Source organism: Pseudomonas kuykendallii (assembly GCF_900106975.1).
Lineage (GTDB): Bacteria > Pseudomonadota > Gammaproteobacteria > Pseudomonadales > Pseudomonadaceae > Pseudomonas_O > Pseudomonas_O kuykendallii.
The window spans coordinates 431,182-453,759 of record NZ_FNNU01000003.1 but is presented as its reverse complement, the minus strand read 5'-3'; the positions used below and the strand labels follow the sequence as shown (position 1 = coordinate 453,759).

General features: G+C 66.3%; 18 protein-coding genes. 5 read left to right on the top strand and 13 right to left on the bottom strand.

The annotated features are described in order from the left end of the window. Nucleotides 1-426 precede the first annotated feature (426 nt). Complete coding sequence (locus tag BLV15_RS12125) at nt 427-681, top strand: hypothetical protein (RefSeq protein ID WP_090228447.1); 255 nt, start codon at nt 427-429, stop codon at nt 679-681. Next, the gene (locus BLV15_RS12120) at nt 681-959 is read left to right on the top strand and encodes a LasR-specific antiactivator QslA (protein ID WP_090228444.1); all 279 of its coding nucleotides are present in this window, start codon (nt 681-683) and stop codon (nt 957-959) included. Before BLV15_RS12125 ends, BLV15_RS12120 begins: the two co-directional genes overlap by 1 nt. A gap of 480 nt (nt 960-1,439) precedes the next feature. Here BLV15_RS12120 and nosR read toward each other — a convergent pair whose 3' ends face one another. The 3 genes from nosR to BLV15_RS12105 all read right to left on the bottom strand — a co-directional run bounded on the left by nosR (nt 1,440) and on the right by BLV15_RS12105 (nt 5,266). Beyond that, nucleotides 1,440-2,774: a response regulator c-di-GMP phosphodiesterase, NosR family gene (gene nosR / locus BLV15_RS12115; protein WP_090228441.1), complete on the bottom strand. Its 1,335-nt coding sequence runs from the start codon at nt 2,772-2,774 to the stop codon at nt 1,440-1,442. Further along, the gene (locus BLV15_RS12110; protein ID WP_090228439.1) at nt 2,771-4,048 is read right to left on the bottom strand and encodes an ATP-binding protein; all 1,278 of its coding nucleotides are present in this window, start codon (nt 4,046-4,048) and stop codon (nt 2,771-2,773) included. The genes nosR and BLV15_RS12110 overlap by 4 nt, the downstream gene beginning before the upstream one ends. A 402-nt stretch (nt 4,049-4,450) precedes the next feature. Next, a complete protein-coding gene (locus tag BLV15_RS12105; RefSeq protein WP_090228436.1) occupies nt 4,451-5,266 on the bottom strand; it encodes an NAD(P)H-dependent oxidoreductase in 816 nt (271 codons plus the stop codon). Nucleotides 5,267-5,350: 84 nt separating this feature from the next. Here BLV15_RS12105 and BLV15_RS12100 point away from each other — a divergent pair, with 84 nt between their 5' ends. Then, complete coding sequence (locus tag BLV15_RS12100) at nt 5,351-6,262, top strand: LysR family transcriptional regulator (protein ID WP_217632891.1); 912 nt, start codon at nt 5,351-5,353, stop codon at nt 6,260-6,262. Between the two features lie 15 nt (nt 6,263-6,277). On the opposite strand, the gene BLV15_RS12095 is transcribed toward BLV15_RS12100, so the two are convergent. From BLV15_RS12095 to BLV15_RS12080, 4 genes are all read right to left on the bottom strand, one after another. Next, nucleotides 6,278-6,700 (bottom strand): thiol-disulfide oxidoreductase DCC family protein, encoded by a 423-nt coding sequence (locus tag BLV15_RS12095; RefSeq protein WP_090228431.1) that lies wholly within the window; start codon nt 6,698-6,700, stop codon nt 6,278-6,280. Between the two features lie 96 nt (nt 6,701-6,796). Continuing rightward, nucleotides 6,797-9,682 (bottom strand): PAS domain-containing hybrid sensor histidine kinase/response regulator, encoded by a 2,886-nt coding sequence (locus BLV15_RS12090; RefSeq protein WP_407072460.1) that lies wholly within the window; start codon nt 9,680-9,682, stop codon nt 6,797-6,799. Between the two features lie 190 nt (nt 9,683-9,872). Continuing rightward, a complete protein-coding gene (locus tag BLV15_RS12085) occupies nt 9,873-10,265 on the bottom strand; it encodes a GFA family protein (RefSeq protein ID WP_090228425.1) in 393 nt (130 codons plus the stop codon). Nucleotides 10,266-10,448: 183 nt separating this feature from the next. Then, the gene (locus BLV15_RS12080; RefSeq protein WP_090228423.1) at nt 10,449-12,917 is read right to left on the bottom strand and encodes a TonB-dependent receptor; all 2,469 of its coding nucleotides are present in this window, start codon (nt 12,915-12,917) and stop codon (nt 10,449-10,451) included. Nucleotides 12,918-13,108: 191 nt separating this feature from the next. Here BLV15_RS12080 and BLV15_RS12075 point away from each other — a divergent pair, with 191 nt between their 5' ends. Beyond that, nucleotides 13,109-13,462 (top strand): YkgJ family cysteine cluster protein, encoded by a 354-nt coding sequence (locus BLV15_RS12075; RefSeq protein ID WP_090228420.1) that lies wholly within the window; start codon nt 13,109-13,111, stop codon nt 13,460-13,462. Between the two features lie 15 nt (nt 13,463-13,477). Here the strand turns inward: BLV15_RS12075 and BLV15_RS12070 are convergent, their stop codons facing one another. Then, a complete protein-coding gene (locus tag BLV15_RS12070; protein ID WP_090228418.1) occupies nt 13,478-14,746 on the bottom strand; it encodes a DUF445 domain-containing protein in 1,269 nt (422 codons plus the stop codon). A gap of 279 nt (nt 14,747-15,025) precedes the next feature. Between BLV15_RS12070 and BLV15_RS12065 the strand changes: the two genes are divergently transcribed. Next, the gene (locus BLV15_RS12065) at nt 15,026-15,613 is read left to right on the top strand and encodes a LysE family translocator (RefSeq protein ID WP_090228416.1); all 588 of its coding nucleotides are present in this window, start codon (nt 15,026-15,028) and stop codon (nt 15,611-15,613) included. A 118-nt stretch (nt 15,614-15,731) separates the two neighbouring features. On the opposite strand, the gene BLV15_RS12060 is transcribed toward BLV15_RS12065, so the two are convergent. From BLV15_RS12060 to BLV15_RS12040, 5 genes are all read right to left on the bottom strand, one after another. Next, nucleotides 15,732-16,556: an AraC family transcriptional regulator gene (locus BLV15_RS12060; RefSeq protein ID WP_090228413.1), complete on the bottom strand. Its 825-nt coding sequence runs from the start codon at nt 16,554-16,556 to the stop codon at nt 15,732-15,734. Nucleotides 16,557-17,196: 640 nt separating this feature from the next. Then, entirely contained in the window at nt 17,197-18,750 is a 1,554-nt protein-coding gene (glpD, locus tag BLV15_RS12055) for a glycerol-3-phosphate dehydrogenase (protein ID WP_090228410.1), read from the bottom strand. Nucleotides 18,751-19,108: 358 nt separating this feature from the next. Beyond that, on the bottom strand, nt 19,109-19,867 hold the full coding sequence (locus tag BLV15_RS12050) for a DeoR/GlpR family DNA-binding transcription regulator (protein WP_090228408.1): 759 nt from the start codon (nt 19,865-19,867) through the stop codon (nt 19,109-19,111). 192 nt (nt 19,868-20,059) lie between these two features. Then, nucleotides 20,060-21,568, bottom strand: a complete 1,509-nt coding sequence (gene glpK, locus BLV15_RS12045; protein WP_090228405.1) for a glycerol kinase GlpK — start codon at nt 21,566-21,568, stop codon at nt 20,060-20,062. Nucleotides 21,569-21,580: 12 nt separating this feature from the next. Beyond that, nucleotides 21,581-22,465, bottom strand: a complete 885-nt coding sequence (locus BLV15_RS12040; protein ID WP_090228402.1) for an MIP/aquaporin family protein — start codon at nt 22,463-22,465, stop codon at nt 21,581-21,583. Nucleotides 22,466-22,578: the final 113 nt, after the last annotated feature.

Genomic DNA, 22,578 nt, shown 5'->3' with positions numbered 1-22,578 from the left:
GGCAGACTGCTAACCAGGCATCACCCTTCACGTCAAAGTCACCTCTCAACTCCCGCTCCTTGTCCTACCCCCACCCCCCGCGCTAGAGTGCGCCGGTCACGGTCAATCCCGTGGCCTGGGTGTGGTAACCCGGAAATACACGAAGGCGCGGTAGCGCTATAGCCGAGAGCAGGCGCTTTTTTTATGCCTGTTGTTTTCTCGTGCACTTATGGCGGGCCGTGTGAGGCGGGCTTCGGCTCGGCCGGCATTCCTTCGTGAGCCGGTTTACCACCCTTGCACGGTCCGCCTCCATCCGTGTGGTAACGGCTGGAACGCGGCTCCTTAAATCACGAAGGAGCATAAGGAAAATGCGCTATCCCCCTTTTACGCACGGGCACCTCCCTGCTGTTTGCGTCGTATCGATCACCTTCGTTCTGGAGGTGTGCCGTGGCTGAGTCGAACCGCATCGCCTTCCCTTCACTGCAAGCACCTGCCGCGGGTGCGCGTGAGAAGAACTATCCCTACCGGATCGAGGCCGAGCTGCAGTTGGCGTTGCTGCTGCGCCAGTTCGGCTCCGCCGAGCCGGAAAACGACCAGATGATGTACCTGGACGCGAGGGACATCCGCCAGGTACGGGCGCGTATTCGCGAGTTGGCGGCGCTGCTGGTCAATGCCATCGAGCAGGCCACGGAGGGCGGCTGATGAGCCGCCGTGGTGTGTGCCGGCTGGCCGCCCACGACGAGCATCCCGGCGTCGAAATCAACCTCCCGGCCAGGCAGCAGGCTGCCTTCGATCTGGGCGCGAACTGCGCGCAGGCCTGGTTGGAGACCCCCAATCCCGGCTGGTTGTGGGCCGGGATGCTGGCCGAGCGTGACCTGCTGAGGAGCGAGGCCGCGCGCCGGGCGTTCGATATCGGTTTTCTCAGCCGCTTGCACCAGCGCTTGCGTTCGCCGGGCGACGGCGGCCGCCCGTCGGGCTAGCAGGGCGGCCGCGCGGATCGGCCCTCTATCTGCATTCGCCGCTATCGCCGCGCGTTTCGTCCGGCCCCTGGATGTGCGCGGCGAAGCCGGTCCGCTGCGGCGCGATCTCCGGGCGCGGGGGCAGCGCGGGAATCTCGTAGGCGCCGCCGTTCTGCTGGCGGAAGGCGATGGGCGCGGTGCTGAACAGTGCGTAGGGTGGACAACGCTTTGTTTGTCCACCGGCTCTGCGGCCGCTTGAGCATCTGGCCCACCAATCACTTCGGGCTTCGATCTTGCCGGTAGAAAACGCTTCGCGGTTTCGACGCTACTTGCTGATTTCGGCCAGGAGTGGGCTCGCAAGAAGGGCTCCATCGACCAGAACCCGTCTCTTGCCGAGCCAGCCTTCACACTGCGCTGCCTGTCGATGAATCGGGTGGACGGATGAAGCCTCGTTCACCCTGCTTGCTGATATCAGTGGCAAGCGGTTTCAGCAGGCGTTGCTCACCCGGCGAGAGGGTCTCGGACGAAAACGGTGTAATGACCACTTTCAACCGCTTCGAAAGCGATCAGCTTTTCAATCAGCTGGCTGCTGAGTTGCTTGCCCTCGTTTAATAGCAGCATTCCATTCTCAGCATGAAGATTGCGCGCCAGGATCATTCCTTCCACCAGCTTTCGCGTGGATACGGCGCGTACTGCAGGGTCGCCTATCTTGACGTCGGTTAGATAGTTGACGCAGGTCGAGATAAAGGACTCCGCCAGGTTCGGGTCATACAGCTTGCCGCTGTTGTTGCGGATGAATAACAGCGCCTCATCGCGATTCAGATACCGTTCCAGATAGAGTCCAACCTGCAACTCGACGAAGTCCACGGCGAGTTTCAGCAGTCGCGAGCCGAAAGGAATGGCTTCTCCTTTCAAATTGTCGGGGAACCCACTGCCATCCCACCGCTCCTGGTGAAAGCGAATCAACCTGGCGGCGTCCTGCAGGGGCTCCAGTGTCATCAGTAGCGATTCGCTTTGGGTTGGATAGCTCCGGTAGGTCGCACGATTTTTCTGGTAGAGCAGGTCAGCCGGGGCGACGATCAGGTTATCGCTCCAGCTCAACTTGCCGATGTTGTACAGGGCCGCCGCCATGGTCATGTCGCGTGAAAGTTGTATGTCGATGGCCTGGTCTTCGCAGAATGCTCGAACCAGGGAGATGACGTCCTGATTGGTTTGCTTACCCTTCGGCAGGCGTTGATTGATGAGCAGGGAGAACACTTCCGTGCTGGTCACATAGCTGCGCCGCAACTCTTCGAACGACAGATCGAGCATGTCGGAAGTTTGCTGCAGTTCTGCGGTGCGCGCCTTGACCCGGCTGTCCAGGGATTCGTTGAGCAGGCGTAGTTGGGTGTTCTGTTCCAGCGCCAGCCTCTCAAGTCGCGAGCGCTCACGCTCCGTTGCCTGATGGTCAAGGGCCTTGCTCAGGGTGAGTACGAGATGCTCGTCGTTCCAGGGTTTGGTCAGGTATTGATAGATCTGCCCGTTGTTGATGGCCGACATGATCGTCGCCATCTCGGCATAACCGGTCAGCATGATGCGCATGCAGTCCGGATGAACTTCTCTTACCTGGGACAGGAGGGCGGCGCCGTCCATGCCGGGCATCCGCGCGTCCGAAACGATCAGGTCGACCGTCTCGCGCTCGAGGATGGCCAGGGCCTCCGCTCCACTTGTCGCGGTGAGTATTCGCCAGGGCTGATGACGCAACAGCCTGCGCAGGCTGCTCAGGATGTTTTCCTCGTCGTCCACCAGCAGCACGGTAGTCAGCTCGGCCGTGGGGATTCCCGCTTGCTCCGTCATGCTGAGCGACCCTCGATTTGAGGCTGGCGGAGGGGTAACCAGACCCGAAACCGGGTTCCCTCTCCGACCCGGCTATCGACCGTGAGCCGACCCGAATGCTTCTGCACGATGTTGTAGGAAAGAGACAGTCCAAGCCCCGTACCCTTGCCTACGGGTTTCGTGGTGAAGAACGGCTCGAATATTCGCCGGACCGTATCGGCAGACATGCCACAGCCATTGTCCTCTACCTCCACCCAGACGCCCTCGGCGTCGTGTCCGGATCTAAGCGTTATGCGTCCCCTGTCCGCGATGGCCTGTGCCGCATTGATGAGCAGGTTCATGAAGACTTGATTGAGCTGGGAGGGAATGCACTCTATGAGCGGCAGCGGAGCGAGTTCGTTGCAGATGTGAGCTTTGTACTTTATTTCGTTGTTGACGACATTCAGTGTGCTATCGATGCCCGGGCCAATATCGGCAAGCACGAAGTGTTCGTCGTCGACATGGGAGAAGTCGCGCAAGGAGCTGATTATCTTCTTTATCCTGCCGACGCCGTCAGCGGATTCCGCCAGCAAGACATTGATGTCCTCGCGAATATAGTGGTAGTCGAACTCGCGCTTGAGCAGGTCGAGTTCCGCCGTGTTCGGCAGTGCATCGACCAGGGCCAACAGTTGCTTGACGTAGTCCCCCAGGCTATTGAGGTTCGACGCTACGAAACTGGTCGGGTTGTTTATCTCGTGTGCAATACCGGCGGAAAGCTGGCCAATGGCTGCGAGTTTTTCCGACTGCAGTAGCTGGCTGTTGGCTTGCTGGAGCTGGTTGTTCACGGCATCGAGTTTGTCGCGATTGCGGCTCAACGCATGCAGGGCCTGATTCAGTTCGAGGCTCGCCTGAGCCGTACGATCACTGTCGAATATCGCAAGTCCGAAGTGTTCGCACTTCGCGTTATCGCAGAACCTGAAAAGCTGAACCGTTTGCAGCATCGGCTTCTTTTGCTCGGGGTTCTGCGCGGGATAACTGAATAGCGGCAGTAAATGAGGTGTTTCATGCCACAGGGAGATGAGGGGCTGCTCCTGCATGCATGCCTGGCTGATCAGTCGACGCCAGAGCGCCGGATCGAGCTGCGGAAAAGCATCGGTGATGACTGTACCGATCAGTTGCTCCTTCGACTGCAACGAGTGCCTTACGATGAACGTATTGCAGTATTCGATACGCTCGTCGGCATCCAGGATAAGCAGTCCGGACCCGATGTGTTCGACGGCCAGTACCAGGGTCGTCGCAGTACTAAGTTTGATCATGCTCGGTTCCCATGCCCGGGTCGGTAGTTGTTCATGCGTCGCTAGCTCACCCAGCGCCCGGCGGGCCTGGTTACAGGATGACGTGCTCCGGCGCGGCGGGGTGGTCGCTTTGCCGAAGGGGTCCCGTACTGCACGCCGACGAGCGTTTAACCGCCTGGGAGGTAGTCGGCGGTCCACATGGAAAGTGAAGGAGGTTTATATAAATGGCGCCAACAATCCGACAGGCGTGACGAAGCAGCGTGTTCTCATACCGCAGCCCGATTCCCTTCCCTTGTTCCGTTGCCCGGCGCTGGAGCGCGCCGGGTCACGGTCAACCCCTTGCCCTGGTGTAGTCGCCCAGAAATTCACGAAGGCGCGGTAGCGCCATAGCCGAGAGCAGGCTTTTTAGCGGATTGGCTCTCGCTATCTCCGTTCGCCGCTATCGCCGCGCGCTTCGTCCGGCCGTTGGATGTGCGCCGCGAAGCCGGTCCGCTGCGGCGCGATCTCCGGGCGCAGGGTCAGCGCGGGGATCTCGTAGGCGCCGCCGTTCTGCCGGCGGAAGGCGATGGGCGCGGTGCTGAACAGGGTGTCCAGGCGCTCGCCGAGTTGCTCGCACAGCGCGGCGTAGCGGGCCGCGTCGGTGCGGCCGGTGCGGTAGGCGACGAAGGGCGGCAGCACGTCGAAGCCGGGGTAGTAGAGGATGCCGTGCTGGATCGGGAACAGCAGGTCGTCGATCGGCCCGTTGATCCCGCGCGGGCCGTAGTGGCTGTCCCAGCCACCGGTGGTCACCACCAGCATCGCGCGCTTGCCGGCCAGCGTGCCTTCGCCGTAGCGCTCGCCCCAGCGGGCGTCGGAATGCTCGCCCACGCCATAGGCGAAGCCGCAGGCGTACACGCGGTCCACCCAGCCCTTGAGGATCGCCGGCAGGCTGAACCACCACAGCGGAAACTGCAGGATCACCGCGTCGGCCCACAGCAGCTTGGCCTGTTCGGCGGCGATGTCCGGGCTTTGCAGGCCGTTGTCGAAGGCGTGTTTCGAGTCCGCGGAGGGGTCGAAGCGTTCCGCACCTCGCGGCGCCAGGCTGTCGTCCGCATCCAGCGTGGGTTTCCAGCGCATGGCATAGAGGTCGGAGACCTGCACGTGGTGCCCGGAGGCTTCGAGGTGGCGGACGGCGAAGTCCTTCAGCGAGCCATTGAGGGATTGGGGTTCGGGGTGCGCGTATACCAGAAGGATGTTCATCGGAAAGCTCCACGGTCGGATGCGCGCAGGATGAACGTGCGTCCGGTATTGTGGAAATGAATATCCGAAATCCCTGGTATAGCCGTGAACAATCTCAGAAAGCTCGATCTGAACCTGCTGCTCACGCTCGACGTGCTGCTCACCGAGCACAACGTCACCCGTGCGGCGGAGCGTCTCAACCTCGCGCAGCCTTCGGTCAGCGTGCACCTGGCCAAGCTGCGTGAGTTCTTCGGCGATCCGTTGCTGATGCCAGGCCCGCGCGGCATGCGCCCGACGGCGAAGGCCGACGAGCTGCGTGAGCCGCTGCGCCAGGCGCTCGAAGCGCTGGGCCGCGCGGTGGCACCCTCGGCGCCGTTCGATCCGCTGACCGCGCAGCAGACCTGGCGCCTCGCCGCCACCGACTACGGCGAGACCACGCTCGTCCTGCCGGCGCTGGCGGGGTTCGCCGCGCAGGCGCCGGAGTCGCGCCTGGCGGTGGTGGAGCTGGTGCCGCCGCGTATCGCCAAACAGCTGGAGCAGGGGCTCGTCGACCTGGCGTTCCACACCCTGGAAGGCGCGCCGCCCGGACTGCACGGGCGCACCTTGTTCGCCGAGCGCTACGTGCTGGCGGGGCGCGCCGGGCATCCGGCGTTGCAGACGGCGCCGTCGCTGGAGCGCTTCTGCCAGCTCGATCAGGTGATCGTCTCCCCGGACGGCGGCGGCTTTCGCGGCGTCACCGACGAGGCGCTGGCCGCGGCCGGGCTGTCGCGCCGGGTGGCGCTGTCCGTCCCGCATTTCCTCTTCGTCATCGCGGCGCTGGGCGGCACCGATCTGGTGGCGATGCTGCCGTGGCGCCTGGTGCGCGGTAATCCCGCGTTGCGCGTGGTCGAGGCGCCGGTGGCGGTGCCGGGTTACCAGATGACCATGCTCTGGCACGAACGCTCGCACCGCGACCCGGCGCACCGCTGGCTGCGCGAACACATCGTGGGGAGCATCGAGGCGGACACCGCCGTGTAGGGGAAAACCGCTGTCTCAGCGGCCGGGCGGCTCGTCCGTCGGGCAGGCATCCCGGCAGCGCCGGCTGGCGTCGGGATGCGGCAACCAGGCCAGGTGCGGGCGGGCGCGGGCGAACAGCCGGTAGCCCGCCAGGAACAGCGGTCGCAGCGGCCTCCAGGCCAGCGGCGCGACCCAGCGGCCAACTCCGGCTGCGCGCCAGCTCCAGAGCGTGGCGTCGATACCGGTCAGCCATTCGCCGCTGGCGCTGCGCGCATGCAGGCACTCGCTCAACTGCTGGAGGCTGCGCCCACTGGCCGCGGCATCGAAGTCCGGCGCGCTGATGTCCCGCATGACCAGCCGTTCGGGGCGGGCATGGCGGGCCAGCCAGCGCACCTCGCGTGCACACAGCGGGCAGGCCAGGTCGACATACAGCGTCAGCGGAAATTCCGGGGTCTTCATCGGCTCTCCAGGTGTGCGCGGTGGATCATGGGCGGTAGACCACGGGCGCGCGGCGGACGTCGCGACCGTACGGCAGGTCGCGAGTGGCCGGGCAACCTACACGGCCAGCAGTTCGCGTACCCGGGCGCTGAGCGCTTCGATGGAGAAGGGTTTGGTCAGCACCTGCATCCGCGGCCCGAGCTGGGTGTTGCCGACCGCGGCGTTTTCCGCATACCCGGTGATGAACAGCGTCTTCAGGTCGGGACGGGTTTCGCGTCCGGCGTCGGCCATCTGCCGGCCATTCATCCCGCCGGGCAGGCCGACATCGGTGATCAGCAGGTCGATGTGCACATCCGACTGCAGCACCTTGAGCCCGGAAAGGCTGTCCGCCGCCTCGATCAGCGTGTAGCCGAGATCGCCCAGCACTTCGGTCAGCAGCAGGCGCACCGTCGGCTCGTCGTCGACGATCAGGATCGTCTCGCCGGCGTCGGCGAACTCCGTTGGCAGCGCGTCCGTGTCGTCCTCGTCCTCCCCCGCGTCGCCGTGGAAGCGCGGCAGGTAGAGGGATATCGTGGTGCCCTGGCCCACTTCGGAATGCAGGCGCACCTGGCCGCCGGACTGCTTGGCGAAGCCGTAGATCATCGACAGGCCGAGCCCGGTGCCCTGGCCGATGGGCTTGGTGGTGAAGAACGGGTCGAAGGCCTTGGCCATGACATCCGCCGTCATCCCGGTGCCGTTGTCGGTGACGGACAGCGCCAGGTACTGGCCGCCGGGCATGTCCAGCACGCCCGCGGTCTGGTGATCCAGCCAGCGGTTGGCCGTCTCGATGACGATGCGGCCACCGCCCGGCATGGCATCGCGGGCATTGAGGCACAGGTTCAGCAGCGCGTTTTCCAGCTGGCTGGCATCCACCAGCGTTGGCCAGAGGTCCCGCGTGGCCAGCGTATCGACCACGATGGCGGGGCCGACCGTGCGCTGGATCAGCTCGGTCATGCCCCGTATCAGGCCGTTCACGTCGGTCGGCCGCGGGTCCAGGGTCTGGCGCCGGGAAAACGCCAGCAGGCGATGCGTCAGGGCGGCGGCGCGTTTGGCCGCGCCCTGGGCGGTGACGATGTACTTGTCGAGGTCGTTCCAGCGGCCCTGGGCGATCCGCGCGCTCATCAGGTCGAGTGCGCCGGAGATGCCCGCCAGCAGGTTGTTGAAATCGTGGGCGAGGCCGCCGGTCAGCTGGCCGACCGCTTCCATCTTCTGTGACTGGCGCAGCTTCTCCTCGGCCTGCATCAGCTCGGTCGTGCGTTCGGACACGCGCTGCTCGAGGGTGTCGTTGAGCACGCGCAGGTCGGCGTTGGCGCGGTCGCGCTCGGCCTCCACGTTGCGGCGTTCCTCCACGTCAATGAGTACGCCGGGGAAGCGCAGCGGGGTGCCGTCGTCGGCGCGATCGACACGCCCGTTCGCCTCGATCCAGTAGTAGTTGCCGTCTGCGCGGCGCACCCGGTACTGGTGGGCGTAGCTGCTGCCACCGCTGATGACCTGGCTGATCGCGGCGGTCAGGCCGTTCCGATCCTCGGGGTGGACGGTGGCGATCACCTGTTCGAGGCTGAGGCCTTCGCGACCGAGCACCGGGTCGATGCCGAAGGCGAGGGCGAAGCCTTCGTCGACGCTGAAACTGTCGTTGGGCAGGTCCCAGTGCCAGGTGCCGATGATCGCGCCGGCGGCGAGCGCCAGTTGCACGCGTTCGACGTTCTGCCGCGCCACGGCCTCGCTGGCGCGCAGGCGTTCCTCGGCATCGCGGCGCGCGGTGACGTCGCTGAAGATGATCGCGATCTGCCGGTCGGCCGGATCGCCGACGCGCACCGCGCGCACGTCGAACCAGCGCTCGAAGGCCTTCGCGTAGTTCTCGAAGGAGGCTGGCTCGCCGGTGCTGGCGACGTGCCCGTAGGTCTCGAACCAGAAGCGCTCCAGGTCCGGGGCGAACTCGGTGACCCATTTGCCGCGCAGGTTCACGCCGGCCTGGCGCTCGAAAGCCGGGTTGGCCTCGACGAAGCGGTAATCCACCGGATGGTCGTCGGCATCGAACTTGACCTGGACGATGGCGAACGCCGACTCGATGGTTTCCAGGATCGTCCGGAAGCGCTCCTCGCTTTCGCGCAGCGCCGCCTCGGCGGTGCGCAGGCGGGTCAGGTCGAGCATCGCGCCGATCATGCGCACGGCCAGGCCTTCTTCGTTGCGGATCACGTGGCCGCGGTCGAGGATCTCGGCATAGCTGCCGTCATGGCGGCGGAAACGGTATTCGGCGCTCCAGCTTGTGGGGCCGCCCTCGATCACGGCGTGGATCGAGCCGTCGATGCGTGCGCGGTCGTCGGGGTGGATCTGCGCTATCCACCAGTCGCCGGTCATGTCCTGCGGCGTCAGGCGGTGGCCGTAGGCGTCTTCCAGCGCATCGTTCCAGAGCACGTGGTTGGCGATCAGGTCCCAGTCCCAGATCGCGTCGTTGGTGGCCTTGGCCACCAGGCGATAGCGCTCCTGGGTTTCTTCCATGGCGAGCCCGGCGAGGTGCTCGCGGGTGCGGTCGCGGAGGATCTTGACGAAGCCCAGGTGAACCTCGCCCGCGCCATAGAGCGGCATCATCTCGCCCGATGCCCAGAAACGCTGGCCATCCTTGCGCAGGTGCCAGCGCTCGTCGGAGGCGCGGCCCTTCACCAGCGCGTGCCGCATCTCGAGTTCTATGCGGCCGCTGGCGCGGTCCTCGGGGGTGAAGAAACGCGCGACATCCGCGCCGCGCATTTCCTCGGCGCTCCAGCCCAGCAGGTGCGTGGCGCCCCGATTCCAGTCGGTGATCACGCCGGCCGGGTCGGACACGATCATCGCGAAGTCGATCGAGCTTTCGAAGATGGCGCGCTGGCGAGCCTCGCTGCCGCAGGGCCCCGGGGAGGCTTCCTGTTCCGCGGCGACGCGGGTCGGCTGGTCTCCCTTCACTTGCTCCAGCTCCGCGCGCAAACGCAGGACCTCGGCTTCGAGCGCTTCGCGGCTCAGGTCTTTCAGGATGTTCCCACTCACGCAACGTCACTCATTATGGCGGGCTTGCATCCGCGACCTGTTATGGCGGCAATCAGACCAGAAACCCCCAGGCTTTGCACCCGCCGACAACCGGTCGTTTCGGGGCGCCGCGGCGGCGTTGCGCGAGGTGGGCTGGCTAGTCCTCGAAGCGACCGCTGCCCTCGCGATCCTTCGCGTAGTGCCGCGTGAGCGGAAACGGCGGCAGCCAGGACTCGCGGCGGACGACCCAGCTTTCGTAGGTGGGCGTGAACTGGTCGGTGGCATCCAGGGAGCCGACGTTCACCTCGATTTCATCGGCGCTGCGCGAGAACACCGACGAGCCGCAGCGCGGGCAGAATACGCGCCCCTGGTAGTCCCGCGTCTCGCCCTCGACGCTCACGGCCGCCTCGGGAAAGATCGCCGACACGTGGAAGAGCGCGCCGTGGTACTTGCGGCAGTCGAGGCAATGGCAAAGGCCGACGCGGTAGGGGCGTCCCGAAGCCACGAGTCTGACGTTGCCGCACAGGCAACCTCCGGTGAATCGATCCATGCTGCGTTTCCTCTCGCTGTGAAGGTTTGAGAGTGGCCGATCGGCCCGCCGGCCTGGATAGGCTGGCGAGCGGATCGGCGGATAGCCGATACGCCATATCGACCACGCGGGCACGGGTTTGCGCGCCCGATTCTCCCATCCCTCATGAAAAGGACTTCACCTGCAAAGGCGCAGCGGGTTACTTCATTGAAACTCCCACCTCACGCCGACCCAGGCAGTGCGGGGCGCGCCGGGGGCGACGAAGGTTTCGCCGACGCTGGCGCTGCGCCGGCCGTTGACCGCGCCACTGCTCGACTGGCCGTCGGTGCGCAGGGTGCCGCCCGCGTCGAAGGGGTTGGCGCCGAGCATGCCGGCGGTGGCGTATTCGCGGTCGAAGAGGTTGTTGACGCGGGCGAACAGCAGCCACTGCGGGTCGATCCGGTAGTCGGTGGTGAGGTTGAACAGGGTGTAGCCGCCGATCTTGCCGCCGCCCTGATAGAGGCCACCGCGCTGGTGGTCGTTGTTCTCGTTGCCGCGCACGTAGCTGCCGGAGAGGGCGATGGCATCGCCGCCGACGTTCAGGCGTTCGCTGAGCGCGTAGCGGGCCGACAGCTTGAAGAGGTGCCGGGGGATCAGCGGAATGCGGTCGCCGGGCTTCACGCTGAGGGTGCCGTCGTCGGCGCTGCTGTTGGCTTCGCCGAGGAAGGTCTCGCTGGAGCGGTAGGTGGCGTCGAGGAAGGTGTAGTTGGCGCCCAGCGTCCAGTCGTTCCAGTCGCCGGCGAAGCCGGCCTCGATGCCGCGACGGCGGGTCTTGCCGAAATTGTCGAAGTAGCCGCTGCCGCTGGTGCTGGAGGAGACGAACATGATGTCGTCGACGTTGATCGAGCTGAACACCCCGGCGTTCCACTGCAGGTGTTCGCCCAGCGTGCCGCGCAGCCCGGCTTCCCAGGTCCTGGTCACCACCTGCTCCAGCGGCGGGTCGCCGGCCATCGAGTTGGGCAGGCGGCAGGGCGCTTCCGGGTTGGCGCAGCCCAGTTCGATGGTGGTCGGCGCGCGGCTGCCTTCGCTGTAGCCGAGGTAGCCGGTCACGCGCGGGGTGAGGGCGTAGGTCAGGCCGATGGCGGGATTGAGGCGGCTGAAACGGTGGGTGCCGCTGAGCGAGGCGTTCTCGTCGATCTCGTCGCCCAGCGCGTCGCCGTCCAGTTCGTAGTGGGTCTGGCGGTCGTGGTTGCGCACCGAGACATGGTTGTAGCGCGCCGAGGCGGTCAGGTTCAGCCCCTCGGTGAGGGTCAGGGTATCGCTGCCGTAGAGGCTCCAGGTGCGGGTGTTGCCGTCGAGGTCGACGCTGCGGTCGTCGAGGTCGCCGTCGAGGTTGAAGGCGTTGCCGGGCTCGGCATACACGCCGCTGCCGAGGATGCCGCGGTCGGCGGTCAGCGCACCGAACTCGGCGGACTGCCGGAAGCGCACCTGGCTGTAGTCGAAGCCGCCGCCCACGGCGAAGGTGTTGGCCCGGTCGAACAGCCGGTTGCGGAACGACGCCTGGGCGAACAGCCCGGCATTGCTTTGCCGGGTGTCGGTGCGGTTGATCACGCCGGTGCATTTCTCGCCGGGTTCGCCGCCCGGTTCCAGTTCCGCGAGGCAGGCGGCGAGGTTGCCGGCGGTGGTGTAGGCGCCGGGCGTTAGCAGGATGTTCTGGCCGGCTTCGCCGACGCCTTCGGGCAGCGCTTCGTCGTTGATGTCGCCGTTGAAGGTGTCGGTGCGGATGTGCCGGTAATAGGCGTTTCCCGACAGGCTCAGGTCGTCGCTTACGTCGTGGTTCCACTGCAGGTTGAGGAAGCTGGCGGTGTTCTGCGTGTTGTCCGGGTGGGTGTAGACGCTGTCGTAGTCGCGGCCCAGGAAGCTCCTGGGGACCATGCCGTTACCGTTGAGGTCGGTATCGGCGAAGCTGTAGGTCAGCTTCAGGTCGGTGGTTTCGCCCTGCCAGCCGAGCTTGCCGAACAGGTTCTGCGCATCCGAGGCGGAGTGGTCGCGCCAGCCGTCCTCCTCGAACCAGGTGCCGGCGACGAACCAGTCCCAGGCGCCCTGGCTGCCGCCGTATTCCCCTTCACCGATCCGCCGCCCGTATGAACCGAGCGTGGCCTGCAGGGCGCCGCCGGGATAGGCGCGGCCGTCCTTGGTCTGCACCGCGAGCGCGCCGCCCAGGGTGTTGAGGCCGAACAGCGGGTTGCTGCCGGGCATCAGCTGCGCGCTGGCGATGGCGTTCTCGGGGATCAGGTCCCAGCTGACCACGTCGCCGAACGGCTGGTTCATGCGCACCCCGTCGAGGTACAGCGACAGGCCCTGCGGCGTGCCGAGCAGCGGCGAGGCGGTGAAGCCGCGGTAATTGATGTCCGGCTGCAGTGGGTTGTTCTGGATCTCGTTGAGGTAGACGCCGGCCACCTGCCGGTCGAGGAAGTCGGCCAGCCCCAGCGATTGGCTGCTGGCGAGGTCCTCGGCATCGAATGTCTGCAGCGGCGCGGCGACGCTGTCCGAGGTGCCGAAGGACGGCAGGGGCAGGGTGCCGATCACTTCCATGGGTTCGAGGGCGAAGGGCGCGGGGGCGTCCGCGGCGATGGCGACCGGCAGCACGCAGGCGTTGCCCATGACCAGGGCGAGGGTGATCGAGGTGCGCATGGCGGCTCCGGTGTTTTTATAGGAATGGCGGATGCGTGCCATTAGAGCGGGCGCCGGATCGGGAAAAAATCCTTCGTTGGTTCCGGCGCGGCTGTACCTAGGTACTGGTGGCGATCGACAGCCGTGCCCGGCGGGGCCGGCAGGGCGCGGGGGTGTACCATGCGCGCTCCGCCCGTTCCGAGTGAGCCTCGATGAGTTGTACCGACCGCAGGATCGACCAGCTGCGCCAGCGCATTCCGCGCTTCGACTGCGTGCCCGGTTGTCACGATTGCTGCGGGCCGGTCACCGCGTCGTCCGAGGAAATGGCGCGCCTGCCGGTGCGCAGCGACGCCGACCACGATGCCGCGCTGGCCGAGTTCAACTGCGTGCACCTTGGCCCACAGGGCTGCCAGGTGTACGATCAGCGGCCGCTGATCTGCCGGCTGTTCGGCACCACCGCGAGCCTGCCGTGCCCGCGCGGGCGTGGCCCGGAAACCCCCACCGAGGCGCATGTCGAGCGCCAGGTGCACCGGCTGATCGCGACCACCCGGCAGGTGCTGGTCTAGCTGCCTCGGCGCGGGCTAGAAACGCGCCGCCAGTTGCGTCAGTGCGTGCAGCACCAGGCCCACCAGTCCGCCCACCAGGGTGCCGTTGATGCGGATGAACTGCAGGTCCTTGCCGACGCTCTGCTCCATTTGCGCCACCAGTTCGCGGCTTTCCCACTGCTCCACGCGGTCGGCGATGTAGTCGCCGATCTGCCCGCGGTGGCGCTCCAGCAGCTCCGGCGCGGCGGCCATGGCCTGCTGGTTGATCCAGGCGCGCATGGCGGCGTCGGCGGCCAGCGATTCGCCGAGGCCCTGGGTCAGGCGGACGATGCGCCGGCCGATGCGCGAGTCGTCGCTGTCCAGGTCGTCCTGCAGCCACTGCACCAGTGCCTGCCAGAGCTGCTGCAGGTAGGCGGTGGTGGCCGGGTGTTCGAGCAACTGGGCGAGGAGGCGCTCCACCTCCAGGCGATACTGCGGGTCGTGCTTGAGGCGCTCGACATACAGCGCGACGTGCTCGTCGAAGCGTTTGCGCAGCAGGTGCTGCGGGTCGTTGGCGACCTCGGCGATCAGCGAGGAGATGCCGTCCACCAGCTTGTTCGCCGACCAGTTGCCGACGCTCTTGCCGAGCCCCAGGTAGCGCAGCGTGCGCACTTCCGAGGTGATGGTGCGGGCGATCAGCGCGCGGGTGTCGTCGTCGCGCAGAAGCCTGTGCAGGCGGACCAGGCCCTCGTCGAGCACGGCCTGGTGGCGACCCTGGGCGGTGAGCAGCTCGAGCAGCCTGCCGCACGCCGGCGCCAGGTCGGCGGCGCGCAGGCGGTCGATCAGCTTGCGCTGGACGAAGTCGCGCACCGGTTCGTCGCGCAGCGCGGTGACGCCGAAGCGCGCCACGCCGATCAGTTGGCGACCGACCATCCCGGCGTTGTCCGGATGACGCAGCCAGTCGGCGAGACGGCCGCCGAGGTCGAGCTGTTGCAGCTTGGCCAGCACCATCGGGGTGGCGAGGAAGTGCGTGGTGATGAAGTCCGACAGCTTGCGGCCGATGCGCGCCTTGCTGCGCGGGATGATCGCGGTGTGCGGAATCGGCAGCCCGAGCGGGCGGCGGAACAGCGCGGTGACCGCGAACCAGTCGGCGATGGCGCCGACCATCGCCGCCTCGGCGAAGGAAGCCAGATAGCCCCAGGCCGGGTGTCGCGCCTGCATCGCGGTGGCCAGCGCATAGAGCGCGGCGGCGAGCAGCAGGAGAAGCCCCGCCAGCAGCTTCATGCGGGCGACCGGGGATTGCCAGGTGTGCAGCAGACGGCTCATGGATGTCCTCGCTCGAAGGAGGGTTAGGGAGAGGGGAGGGTCGCCGCGTGTCGCGGTGTTTCCGGCCCTCTCCCCCAGCCCCTCTCCCATCAATGGGAGAGGGGAGCAGTGCGGACGACCGTGTGGACCGCATTACGGTGGTCGGCAGCTTGCCTGATAAAAGAGTGCCGCGACCTGCCCTGCGTTCGCCGAGCGGTGTGCGCAGGGTAATTTCCTTCAATACCCCGCGGGGGGCGATCCCTAGCCTGCAGCACTGGTTTCCCTGCTGCAGAGATCGCGATGACTCCCTACCTGTCCATGGCCGCCTTCGCGCTGGCCTCTTCCATCACCCCCGGCCCGGTCAATCTGGTGGCCCTGAACTGCGGCGCCCGGCACGGTTTCGCCGCCAGCCTGCGGCACGTGACCGGCGCCACGGTCGGCTTCACCCTGCTGTTGCTGCTGATCGGCCTCGGGCTCTACCAGGTACTGCAGCGCGCGCCGCTGCTGATGGTCGGCATCCAGTGGGGCGGCGTGGCCTTCCTGCTGTACATGGCCTGGCGGCTGGCGCGCGACGATGGCCAGCTCGGCATGGAACGGCCGGCGACGCAGCCGTCGCTGTGGACCGGGGCGCTGATGCAGTGGGTGAATCCCAAGGCTTGGCTGGCGTCGGTGGCGGGCATGGGGCTGTTCGCGGCGGACGGCGAGCTGACGCGGGTCTGGCTGTTCGCCGCGCTGTACTTCGTCATCTGCTATCTCTCGCTCGGCGCCTGGGGCCTGGCCGGCAGCCTGCTGCACCAGCACCTGCAGCATCCGGCGCGGGTGCGCCTGCTCAACCGGACGATGGCGCTGCTGCTGGCGGGCAGCGCCCTGTATCTGCTGGAGGGCTGAGGGCGCTTCGGGGCACCTCAAAAACCACCTGCGTTGTCGTCACGTCGTTCGTGAACGGCGCCTTTCGCCTGTTTTTGCCGGGCGCTGACGGCCTCGCCTGCGTTCTTGGCGATCCCTTTTAGTCGCGGTACTGGCCGGGTGTCGCCGCGAGGTGGCGCTTGAACGAGCGCTGGAAGTGCGCCTGGTCGGCGAAGCCGGCGTCCAGCGCCACCTCGGCCAGGCCGCGGCCCTGGCGCAACCACTGCTGGCTGCGCTGGATACGACGGTTGAGCAGGTAAGCGTGGGGCGTCATGCCGTAGCGGCGCTTGAAGCGGCGGATCAGGTAGGACGGCGACAGCCCGGCCGCCGCGCAGATGGCTTCCAGGGTCAGCGCCTCGGTGCAGTGGGCGTCGATGAACTGCGCGGCGCGCTCCAGTTGCGCGGGTTCCTCGTCCATGGCAGCCGGGCGCGGTGCCAGCGTGCACTGCAACAGTCCGAAGCATTCGACGATCGCGCCCTGCTTGTGCGACGTGTCGGCCTGCTCGTCGAGCAGCGTGGCGTGCAGCGCGGTCAGGGCGGCGAACAGCGCGGGATCGCGGCTGAGGATCGGCGCGAACGGCGCGAAGGCGCCCTCGGCGCTGGCGCCCAGCTCGCCCTGCAACGCGCCGAGCCAGGCGGCGTCCACGTAGAACATCAGGTACGACCAGGGTTGCCCGTCGATGGGGTTGCAGGCGTGCACCGCCTGCGGATTCATCAGCACCACGCAGCCGGCCTCGATGGGCTCGCGGGCGTTGCCGTTGAAATAGGTGCAGCTCCCGGCGGTGACCGCGCCGATGGAGAAAAAGGCGTGCGAGTGCGCCGCGTAGCAGACCTTGCGGCCGTCCTCGACCGAGCGGGCTTCGATGAAGGGCAGTGCATCATCGCGCCAGAAGCGCGGCTGATCGCTAGGAAGGAGGGTGGTCATTGGGGGCACCTGCGCGGCGGTTGCCGGGCAGGCACTTTATCAGTGGCGAGAGCGTCGTGCTCCAGCCGTAGCGTGCGCGGTGCGCACCGATGGATGCCCGTCCGGCCGCTCGCGGTGCGCATGGCGCACCCTACGGATCAGGCGGCGTCGCTGTCGCGAGCGGCGCCGGCGCGGAGGCTTTTACCGAGGCGGTGGCCGGGCAGACGCTTTATCAGTGGCGAGGGGGTTGTGCCCCTGCCGTAGGGTGCGCCGTGCGCACCGACGAATGCCCGTCAGGCCGCTCGCGGTGCGCATGGCGCACCCTACGTTCAGGCGGCGTCGCTGTCGCGAGTGGCGCCGGCGCGGAGGCTTTTACCGAGGCGGTTGCCGGGCAGGCGCTTTATCAGTGGCGAGAGGGTTGTGCTCGTGCCGTAGGGTGCGCCGTGCGCACCGACGGATGCCCGTCAGGCCGCTCGCGGTGCGCATGGTGTATCTTACGTTCAGGCGGCGTCGCTGTCGCGAGTGGCGCCGGCGCGGAGGCTTTTACCGAGGCGGTGGCCGGGCAGGCGCTTTATCAGTGGCGAGAGGGTTGTGCTCGTGCCGTAGGGTGCGCCGTGCGCACCGACGGATGCCCGTCCGGCCGCTCGCGGTGCGCTACGGATCAGGCGGCGTCGCTGTCGCGGGTCGCGAGCGATGCCGGCGCGGAGGATTCGACCGAGGCGGTTGCGAGATAGCGCTCGAGGTTGGCCTTTTCTTCCGGGAAGAAGGCCAGGCCGAGCTTGGTGCGGCGCCAGAGGATGTCGTCCACCTGGGTCGCCCACTCCTCGCGGCGCAGGTAATCCACCTCGCGGGTGAACAGCTCGCGGCCGAGGTCGGTGCCGAGGTCGGTCACGCTGCGCGCATCGCCGAGCATCTTCCACACGCGCTCGCCGTAGGTCTGCGACCAGCGTTGCGCCAGGGCCGGGGAGAGGCCGCTGATCTTGGCCTGCAGCTGCTTGGCCAGCGCTTGCGGGGTGCTCATGTTCTCGCCGCCGGGCAGCGTGGCACTGGCGGTCCAGCTTGGGCCCATGTTCGGGAAGTACGGCTTGAGCTGCGCCATCGCCGATTCGGCCAGCTTGCGGTAGGTGGTCAGCTTGCCGCCGAACACCGACAGCAGTGGCGCCTTGTGCGCCTCGGCAGCCAGCGACAGGGTGTAATCGCGGGTCACGGCGGACGGATTGTCCGACTCGTCGTCGCACAGCGGGCGCACGCCGGCGAAGGTGTGCAGCACGTCGGCCGGGGTCAGCTGCTTGCGGAAGTGCGCGTTGGCGACGCCGAGCACGTAGTCGATTTCCTCGTCGCTGATGCGCACCTTGGCCGGGTCGCCGGTGTATTCGCGGTCGGTGGTGCCGATCATCGTGTAGCGGCCCAGGTAGGGGATGGCGAAGACGATGCGGCGGTCCTCGTTCTGCATTATGAACGCCTGCTCGCCCTCGTAGAGCTTCGGCACGATCACGTGGCTGCCCTGGATCAGGCGGATGCCGTAGGGCGAACGCTGCTTGAGGTTCTCGCCGATGAACCTGGCGACCCACGGACCGGCGGCGTTGACCAGCGCGCGTGCGCAGATCGAGAAGCGGCTGCCGTCCTCGCGCTGCAACTCGACGTCCCACAGACCGTTGCTGCGCTGGGCGCTCAGGCACTGCGTGCGGGTATGGATGTGCGCGCCGTTCTCGCGGGCGGCGATGGCGTTGAGCACCACCAGGCGCGCGTCGTCCACCCAGCAATCGGAGTATTCGAAACCGCGCTTGATCTCCGGCTTCAGCGCGCTGTCCGCATCGAAACGCAGGCCGCGCGAGGCCGGCAGTTTTTCCCGCTTGCCAAGGTTGTCATAGAGGAACAGGCCGGCGCGGATCATCCAGGCCGGACGCAAGTGCGGGCGGTGCGGCAGGACGAAGCGCATCGGCTTGACGATGTGCGGCGCCTTGGCCAGCAGCACTTCGCGCTCGGCCAGGGCTTCGCGCACCAGGCGGAATTCGTAATGTTCGAGGTAGCGCAGCCCTCCGTGGATCAGCTTGCTGCTGGCCGAGGAAGTGTGGCTGGCGAGGTCGTCGCGTTCGCACAGGAAGACCGAGAGCCCACGGCCGGAGGCGTCGGCGGCGATGCCGACCCCATTGATACCGCCGCCGATCACGGCAACGTCATAAACCTCGGCGAGCGGGCGGGTGGAGTCGGTCATGGTCATCTCCTCGAAAACGAACGCGTATATTCGAATACGAACATCGTAGCGAAAAAGAATTCCATCTCATAGGGATGAAATGTTCATTTCGTCGATAAAAGAAAATAATCGAATCGATACGAACTTTTGAGTTGTGATGGGTTTTCGTTTCGAGAGACGCGGCGTGACGTAGGGTGGGTAGAGCGGCGCTCCGTTTTTGCGCCTGGCTCGAGGTTTATCCGCGCAACCCACCAGCGGTGTTCGGCGGCAGCGTGTCCGGTGGGTTACGGCGCGTGGCGGGCGGTGTCAGGCAGCGGCAGCGGTGGGCGCCTAACCCACCCTACGACGAGGTGAGCAGGGTCGCCCGGTGCTCAGGCGATTACTCGGCGATGACGACCTTGACCTTGTTCGCCGCCAGCAGTTGCGCGAACGGCTCTTCGGGGCGGGCTTCGGTGAACAGGCTGTCGATCTGTTCCAGCGAGCCGAGGCGGGTCATGGCGCTGCGGCCGAACTTGCTGGAATCGGCGGCGAGGTAGACCTTGCGCGCGTTGTCGATGATCGCCTGGGAGACGCGCACTTCCTGGAAGTCGAAGTCGAGCAGGGTGCCGTCCTCGTCGATGCCGCTGATGCCGATCAGCGCGTAGTCGACCTTGAACTGTTTCATGAAGTCCGCGGTGGCCTGGCCGACCACGCCACCGTCGCTGCGCACGGTGCCGCCGGCGATGAGCACGTCGAAGTCGTCCTTGGCGCTGAGGATGTTCGCCACGTGCAGGTTGTTGGTGATGATCTTCAGCCCGTGGTGATTGAGCAGGGCATGGGCGATGGCTTCGGTGGTGGTGCCGATGTTGATGAACAGCGACGCCTGGTCCGGCACGTGTGTGGCCATGGCTTCGGCGATGCGGCGTTTTTCGTCGCGCATCTGGCTGGCACGCATGCTGTAGGCGGTGTTCTCGACGCTGGAATCGTGCGCCGCGCCGCCGTGGTAGCGGCGCAGCAGGCCGACTTCGGCGAGCTGGTTGATGTCCCGGCGGATGGTCTGGGGGGTGACGGCGAAGTGTTGAGCCAGCTCCTCGATGCTGACGTAACCGCGCTCTCGTACCAATTCGAGAATGTTCTGCTGGCGGGGGGCCAAGCTCATTGCGACTTCCTTATTCTGGTGTGGCCCGAAGCATGCCGCAGTCCGCCGCGCGATTAAAGATTGTTCGAGGAAAACCGCCCTGGCGCCGATGGGAAGGCGCGCGCCACCGGTATGGACAGCAAATTCTCGACACCCATGAAAAAGCCCGGCGGGAAGGACTTCCGCGCCGGGCTTCTTCGTTGCGTTAGGCGATCATTCTTCGGCCCAGCCGCGGGTGCGATCCACGGCGCGCTTCCAGCCCTTGTAGAGGGCTTCGCGCTTGGCTTCGTCACAGGCCGGCTCGAACACGCGCTCGATGGTCGCCTTGCGCTTGAGCTCGTCCAGACCGCTCCAGAAACCGGTCGCCAGGCCGGCCAGGTAGGCGGCGCCGAGGGCGGTGGTTTCCTTCATTTCCGGGCGTTCCACCGGCGTGCCGAGCAGGTCGGCCTGGAACTGCATGAGGAAGTTGTTGGCCACCGCGCCGCCGTCCACGCGCAGCGAGCGCAGGCGTTCGCCGGCGTCCTGCTGCATCGCGTCGAGCACGTCGCGGGTCTGGTAGGCGATGGATTCCAGGGCCGCGCGGATCAGGTGGTCGACCTTCACGCCGCGGGTCAGGCCGAACAGCGCGCCGCGTGCATACGGGTCCCAGTACGGCGCGCCGAGACCGGTGAACGCCGGCACCAGGTAGACGCCGTTGCTGTCCTGCACCTTGGTGGCGAAGTATTCGGAGTCCAGCGAATCGTTGATCACCTTCAGCTCGTCGCGCAGCCACTGCACGGTGGAGCCACCGTTGAAGATCGCGCCTTCCAGCGCGTAGTTCACCTCGCCGCGCGGGCCGCAGGCTATGGTGGTGAGCAGGCCGTGCTGCGACTGCACGGCTTTCTCGCCGGTGTTCATCAGCAGGAAGCAGCCGGTGCCGTAGGTGTTCTTCGCCTGGCCCGGCTCGACGCACATCTGGCCGAACAGCGCCGCCTGCTGGTCGCCGGCGATCCCGGCGATGGGAATCCCGGTGCTCTGGCCGGAGCCCAGGTAGGCGTGGCCGTAGACCTCGGAAGACGAGCGCACCTCGGGGAGCATTTCGCGCGGGATGTCGAGGGCTTCGAGCATCACCGGGTCCCAGTCGCGCTTGTGGATGTCGAACAGCAGGGTACGCGAGGCGTTGGTGTAGTCGGTGACGTGAGCCTTGCCCTGGGTCATCTTCCAGATCAGCCAGGAATCCACGGTGCCGAACAGCAGTTCGCCACGCCGTGCGCGCTCGCGGCTGCCTTCGACGTGGTCGAGGATCCACTTGATCTTGGTGCCGGAGAAATAGGGGTCGATCACCAGGCCGGTGGTCTTGCGAATGTGATCGAGCATGCCGTCGCGCTTGAGCTGGTCGCAGATCGAGGTGCTCTGGCGGCTCTGCCAGACGATGGCGTTGTAGATCGGCCGGCCGGTGAGCTTGTCCCAGACGATGGTGGTTTCGCGCTGGTTGGTGATGCCGATCGCGGCGACCTGTTCGTTGCTGATGCCGGCCTGGGCCAGGGCTTCGACGAACACACCACTCTGCGTGGCCCAGATTTCCATCGGGTCATGCTCGACCCAGCTCGGCTGAGGATAGATCTGCGCGAACTCGCGCTGGGCAACGGTGATCACGTTGGCATTGCGGTCCAGCACGATGGCGCGCGAGCTGGTGGTGCCCTGGTCGAGGGCAACGATGTACTGCTTGTTCTGATCGCTCATGGCAAGTCTTCCTTAGCGGGCTTCGGATGCCCGGGCATCTTTCTGGTTGTTTTCGCCGGTTTCCCAGGTGGCCTCTTCGACTGTGTTGCAGGCACCCGTACCTACGGGCAGGTGCTTGCAGATCAGCGCCTTGTAGGCGGCGGCGCCCAGGCAGGCGCCGAGTATCGGGGCGAAGATCGGGACCAGGAAGTAGGGGATGTCGCGGTTGCCGGTGAAGGCCACGGAGCCCCAGCCGGCGAAGTAGGTCATCAGCTTGGGTCCGAAATCGCGCGCGGGGTTCATCGCGAAGCCGGTCAGCGGCCCCATCGAGGCACCGATCACGGCGATGAGCAGGCCGATCAGCAGCGGCGCCAGCGGGCCACGGGGCAGGCCGTTGCCGTCATCGGTGAGCGCCATGATCATCGCCAGGAGGATCGCAGTGATCACCATCTCGACGAGGAATGCCTGGCCGACCGACAGCGAGGGGTGCGGGTAGGTGGAGAACACCGAGGCCAGCTGCAAGCTGTCGACGCTGCCGCGAACCATGTTGTGGGCCTGTTCGAAATCGAAAAACAGGCTGCTGTACAGGCCATAGACCAGCGCCGCGCCGCAGAACGCGCCGGCGACCTGGGCGACGATGTACGCCGGCACCTTGTGCCGCTCGAAACCGCCGAACAGCCAGAGCGCGATGGACACCGCCGGGCTCAGGTGCGCGCCGGAAACACCGGCGGTGAGGTACACTGCCATGCTCACGCCGACGCCCCAGATGATGCTGATTTCCCACAGGCCAAGGCTCGCGCCGCCCAGTTTGAGCGCGGCTACGCAGCCGGTGCCGAAGAAGATGAAGAGGGCGGTGCCGAGGAATTCGGCGATGCATTGACCCTTGAGGGTCGGAAGCGGAACGGTTGGAGTACTCATGCGAGGGAGCCTCTGACGATTGTTGTAGTTGTTTTTCCGACCGCAAACAGGGTTCGGAGTTTTTCGTAAATGAAACTTAATTTTAAACCTTTGGCCTGTCAAAGCGAAGAAAT